This window comes from Gemmatimonadales bacterium, from assembly GCA_030697825.1.
Lineage (GTDB): Bacteria > Gemmatimonadota > Gemmatimonadetes > Gemmatimonadales > JACORV01 > JACORV01.
In genome coordinates this window covers 1-4,595 of sequence record JAUYOW010000132.1, presented here as the reverse complement: position 1 = coordinate 4,595, position 4,595 = coordinate 1, and the positions used below count along the sequence as shown (strand labels likewise).

The 4,595-nt window shown below is 68.2% G+C and carries 7 protein-coding genes; 2 read left to right on the top strand and 5 right to left on the bottom strand.

Annotation, left to right across the window (positions count from 1 at the left end; translation table 11 throughout):
• Positions 1 to 522, top strand: a 522-nt coding sequence (locus Q8Q85_06825) for a hypothetical protein (protein ID MDP3773966.1), incomplete at its 5' end; no start/stop codon positions are given.
• Here the strand turns inward: Q8Q85_06825 and Q8Q85_06820 are convergent.
• The 3 genes from Q8Q85_06820 to Q8Q85_06810 are packed head-to-tail and all read right to left on the bottom strand — an operon-like array spanning position 519 to position 2,469.
• Positions 519 to 800 carry a 4a-hydroxytetrahydrobiopterin dehydratase gene (locus Q8Q85_06820; protein ID MDP3773965.1) on the bottom strand — a complete coding sequence of 94 codons (282 nt, stop codon included), beginning with the start codon at positions 798 to 800 and terminating at the stop codon, positions 519 to 521. The two genes, Q8Q85_06825 and Q8Q85_06820, sit on opposite strands and share 4 nt — an antisense overlap.
• Positions 801 to 819: 19 nt before the next feature.
• Positions 820 to 1,848: an inorganic phosphate transporter gene (locus Q8Q85_06815; protein ID MDP3773964.1), complete on the bottom strand. Its 1,029-nt coding sequence runs from the start codon at positions 1,846 to 1,848 to the stop codon at positions 820 to 822.
• A gap of 3 nt (positions 1,849 to 1,851) precedes the next feature.
• Complete coding sequence (locus Q8Q85_06810; protein MDP3773963.1) at positions 1,852 to 2,469, bottom strand: DUF47 family protein; 618 nt, start codon at positions 2,467 to 2,469, stop codon at positions 1,852 to 1,854.
• Between the two features lie 292 nt (positions 2,470 to 2,761).
• Between Q8Q85_06810 and Q8Q85_06805 the strand changes: the two genes are divergently transcribed.
• On the top strand, positions 2,762 to 3,853 hold the full coding sequence (locus Q8Q85_06805; GenBank protein ID MDP3773962.1) for a radical SAM protein: 1,092 nt from the start codon (positions 2,762 to 2,764) through the stop codon (positions 3,851 to 3,853).
• Here the strand turns inward: Q8Q85_06805 and Q8Q85_06800 are convergent.
• Both Q8Q85_06800 and Q8Q85_06795 read right to left on the bottom strand, forming a co-directional pair.
• Positions 3,850 to 4,245, bottom strand: a complete 396-nt coding sequence (locus Q8Q85_06800) for a response regulator (protein MDP3773961.1) — start codon at positions 4,243 to 4,245, stop codon at positions 3,850 to 3,852. The two genes, Q8Q85_06805 and Q8Q85_06800, sit on opposite strands and share 4 nt — an antisense overlap.
• 78 nt (positions 4,246 to 4,323) lie before the next feature.
• A partial coding sequence (locus tag Q8Q85_06795; GenBank protein ID MDP3773960.1) for a hypothetical protein occupies positions 4,324 to 4,595 on the bottom strand: 272 nt, incomplete at its 5' end.

Below are 4,595 nucleotides of genomic sequence, written 5' to 3'. Positions count from 1 at the left end.
CTGGCGCCGGCGTTCATCCTCTCGCTGCACTACGGCATGCTCGGCTCGCTGGCGGGCCTGGTGGCGGGCACGCTGCTGTACCTCGCCGTGCAGCTCGTCCTTCAGCTCAACCTCATGCCGGTGAACTCCAGCGTTCTGCTGCCTATCTACATCTCCTACGGAGCGCTGGCGATCGCGGTGGGCTGGCTCTCGCAGCAGCTCCACGACTACTACCACCGACTGATCAAGGCCGAGCGTCTGGCGGCGATCGGCGAGGTGGCGGTCACGATCCGCCATGAGGTGAACAACGCGCTCGCCGCGATCGTGGGGCAGGCCGGACTGCTGAAGATGACGGCCGTAGGGCTGTCGGCCGAGGACAAAGCCGGCGTGGAGACGATCCTCGAGATGGCGAACCGGATAGGAGCGGATCTGAGGAAGCTGACGGCGCTGGCGGACGCGCCCTCGGCCACGTATCAGGGCGAGACCAGGATGGTGAACCTGCACCGCGCCCAGCCTCTGGAGGGCGGAGCGGGGGCCGCCTAGGTCAGCGCCACGTCGATCTGCGCCGCGAGGTCGAAGTCCTTCCGGGTGAGTCCCCCGGCACTGTGAGTTGACAGCGCCATCGTCACGGTGGTCCAGCGGATATCGATGTCGGGGTGATGGTCGGCCGCGTCCGCCAGCACCGCGACGCGGTCCACGAAGCGGACCCCCTCCGCGAACGCCTTGAAGGTGTAGCTCTTCCTGATCTCGTCGCCCCGACGCGTCCAGCCTGAGAGGCCGCGCAGGCCCGCTTCGATCTCCGACTCGGTCAGCTTCGCCATCACCGCCTCCCCGCCGTCGCTACATGACGGCGTGCACGATCAGGTAACTCACCGCCGCGATCACCGCCGCGGCCGGGATGGTGAGGATCCAGGCCCACACGATCCGTCCGGCCACACCCCAGCGCACCGCTGAGAAGCGCTCCGTCGCGCCTACGCCGCTGATCGCGCCGGTGATCGTGTGGGTCGTAGAGACCGGGATGCCGAAGTGCGACGCGATGAACAGAGAGATCGCGCCGGCCGACTCGGCACAGAACCCGCCGTAGGGTCTCAGCTTGGTTATGCGCTGGCCCATCGTCCGCACGATGCGCCATCCGCCCGCGAGCGTGCCGAGCGCTATCGCCGCGTGCGCCCAGAGGATCACCCACAGTGGGATGGTGTCCACGGTCGTGATGTGCAGGAAGCGCCACTGGTGGTTCGCGAAGACCGCCTGCGCGGAGAACAGGAGACCGACCACGATGCCCATGGTCTTCTGCGCGTCGTTGGTGCCGTGGCCCAGGCTGTACGCGGCGGCTGAGAAGAGCTGGAGGCGACGGAACCACCCGTCAATGTTGTGTGGATGCGCGCGGCGGAAGCTCCAGCCCACGATCACCATCATGAGCAGGCCGAGCGTGAAGCCCATCATCGGCGAGAGGAAGATGAACAGGATCGGCTTGAGCCAACCCCCCGGGATCAGCGCGCCGATGCCTGCCTTGGCGATGGCTGCCCCGGCGTAGCCGCCCATCAGCGCGTGGGACGACGAGGATGGGATGCCGTAGTACCACGTGATCAAGTCCCACGCGATCGCGCCGACCAAGCCGGCCAGGATCACCTGGGGATCCACAAGATTGATGTCGATGAGCCCCTTGCCCATCGTCTTCGCCACCGCCGTCCCGAACCCGAACGCGGCGACGAAGTTGAAGAACGCGGCCCAGACCACCGCCCAGCCCGGGGACAGCACGCGCGTCGAGACGACGGTGGCGATCGAGTTCGCCGAGTCGTGGAAACCATTGATGAAATCGAAGATGAAGGCGACGACGACGATCGCCAGGACGAAGGTGACGGTGTTCACGGGCTAGCCGTGCTTGATCGTGATGCTCTCGAGCACGTTGGCGACGTCTTCCGCCTGGTCCACGCAGCGCTCGAGGTTGTCGTAGATCTCCTTCCACTTGATCAGCTCGATGGCATTCTTCTCCTCGTCGAACAACCGGCCGAGCGAGGCGTGGTAGATGGAGTCGGCCTCCTCCTCGAGCTGCTTCGCCTCGATGCAGGACTCCATCACCCCGTCGCGCTTCTTGAGCTGCTTCACGCCGCGCGCCAGCGCGCCCACGGCACGCTCGATGACGGCGGTGAGCTGCTTCACCCCCTCGGGCGCCGGCCCCACCCGGAAGATCTCCGCGCGGCGGGAGACTCCGTCGATGACGTCGATGACGTCGTCGAGGTCGCCGGCCAGCTTGTAGATGTCTTCTCGGTCGATGGGGGTGATGAAAGTGCGGTCGAGCCGGTTCACGACCTCGTGGGTGATCTGGTCGCACTCGTGCTCGAGCCGCTTGATCTGGTCGGCGTGGTAGGGAGCCTTCTCCGGGTCGCCGAAGAGGCCGACCAGGTGACCGGCGGCCTCGTGGCTACGAAGAGCGACCTCGACGAAGAGGTCGAAGAACTCTTCTTCGCGTGGCAACAGGCTGAACGGCACGGCGTTCCTCCTGGAAATGAACTTCGGTCGGTTGGCCCGCCCAAAATAGCCACCCCAGGAAGCCTCGGCTATGCACCCTTGCGCCGTCCCACCGGGAGCGTATATTGGCCTCCAGCACCCGAAGAAACACCGAAGCTGATTCGAGGCCGTGCATGGAACAGCTTGTCGCAATTGAGGTTGCAAAACCACAAAGCGGGGTGTCGCAGGCGTCCCCGTGCCCTGACTGCGGCTCTGGGATGGTGGCTGCCTCCGGGTGCGCGTACTGCCCGGCGTGCGGGTGGGGGAGGTGCGGGTGAAGACAGACGCGCAGACGCGCAGACGCACAGACGCGCAGGGACGCACCGGCGCACCGGCGCACAGTACTGCGGACTCGGTGCGGCTGCGCGGCGGTGCGCCGGTGCCCGCTTCTCCGTGGGTCGTGCTCGATGAGCGGCAGCGCGGGGCGCAGTTCATCGAGCTGCCCATCAAATCGGTCCTGAACTCGCCGCGGCAGACGGGGATGGATTTCTGGTCCCTGAACCCGTACGTCGGCTGCGAGTTCGGCTGCTCGTACTGCTACGCCCGTTACGCCCACCGGTACGTGGTCGAGCGGGGGAGCGCGAAGGGCACGCTGGGTCCCGCGGCCTGGGACGACGAGACGTTCGAGCGGCAGATCTTCGTGAAGGTGGCGGCGCCGGAGATCGCGGCGCTCGCCGCGCGACCGTCGCGCCTGGGCGGCCACACCATCGTGATCGGCACCGCGACCGACCCGTACCAGCCCGCCGAGCGGACGTACCGGATCACGCGGCGGGTGCTGGAGCGGCTGGCGCAGGTCCACGGGCTCCACATCGGCATCATCACCAAGTCACCGCTCATCGCGCGCGACCTGGACGTGCTCCAGAGGCTGGCCGAGCGGAGCCGCGTCACCGTGCTCATCTCGCTCATCAGCGTGGACGCGCTGCTGGTCCGGAAGCTCGAGGTCCGCTCGCCGGTGCCGGCGGTGCGGCTGGGCGCGCTGGAGAAGCTGGTGCGGGCCGGGCTCCACGCCGGGGTGCTGATCGCGCCGGTGCTGCCGGGGATCACCGACGACGTGCCGCACCTCGAGGCCGTGATGCGCGCGGCGAAGGACGCCGGCGCGGCGTTCGCGCGCGCGGACCCGCTCCGGCTCTACCCGCCCATCAAGCGGCGTTTCCTGGGGGTGGTCGAACAGGAGTTCCCGGCGCTGCTCGCCAAGTACGAGCGGGCGTTCGACGCGCGGGGGTTCGTCACCAGGGAATACGCCACAGCGCTCAAGCGGAGAGTAGCGCGGTTGCAGAGAAAGGTCGGGTTCGTTCACGACGAGTACGCCGACGCGCTCGCGCACCGGCCGGCGGAAGATGTGGTCCAGTGGGAGATGCCGCTCTAAGGCTGCTGATCCCCGAGCATCTCGTTGAGCGTCGCCCAGAGGTCGCTCAGCTCCAGGGGCTTGAAGTAGAAGCGGACCGCGGGGTTCGTCATGAGGGAGAGGGGAGGCGGCATGGCGCTGCAGAAGACAAACCGGCGCCGGAGGTACGGGTGCAACGCCACCGCGCGCTCGTAGAAGGCCGGCCCGTCAAGCCTCGGCATCTGGACGTCGCTCACCACGACGTCGAAATGGTCGCCCGCCAGCCTTTCGAGACCTTCCGCGCCGTCCGCGGCGGCCTCGACGCCGCAGCCCTTCAGCCGGAGGAACCGGCTGAGGGCAGCGCGGAGAAGCGCGTGGTCCTCCACCACGAGGACGCGCGGGCGGGCGGGAACGCGGTCGGGGACGTCGGTCATGGCGCGCGCAGCGGTGCAACTGCACAAACTGCACGCCTAACCTACGCTCGGCCGTTGCGCCGAGTCAACTCGGCGCGCTCAGGAGCCGTGGCGCGACGTCTGGTAGTGGTTGGCCAGCTCCCGCACCCAACGCGGCGGTGGGAGGCGCCGGGCCTCATACGCGTTGACGAGGAAGCGCACCGTGTGCTCGCCGAGGGCGGCGGTCTGGCCGGGAGAGAGCTCGGCACCGAGCTCGCCCAGGAGCTCCACGAGGCGTCCGACGCCGGGGCCGCGTTCCCGCATGCGGCGGCTCGCCACCCAGCGCTCCAGCTTGGCCCGCGTGGCGATGCGCGGCTCGGCGCCGTTCAGGA

Excerpts from the sequence above, each read along its gene's own strand:
- Q8Q85_06820 (MDP3773965.1), bottom strand. The coding sequence starts at position 800 with ATGGCGAAGCTGACCGAGTCGGAGATCGAAGCGGGCCTGCGCGGCCTC.
- Q8Q85_06800 (MDP3773961.1), bottom strand. The coding sequence starts at position 4,245 with ATGACCGACGTCCCCGACCGCGTTCCCGCCCGCCCGCGCGTCCTCGTG.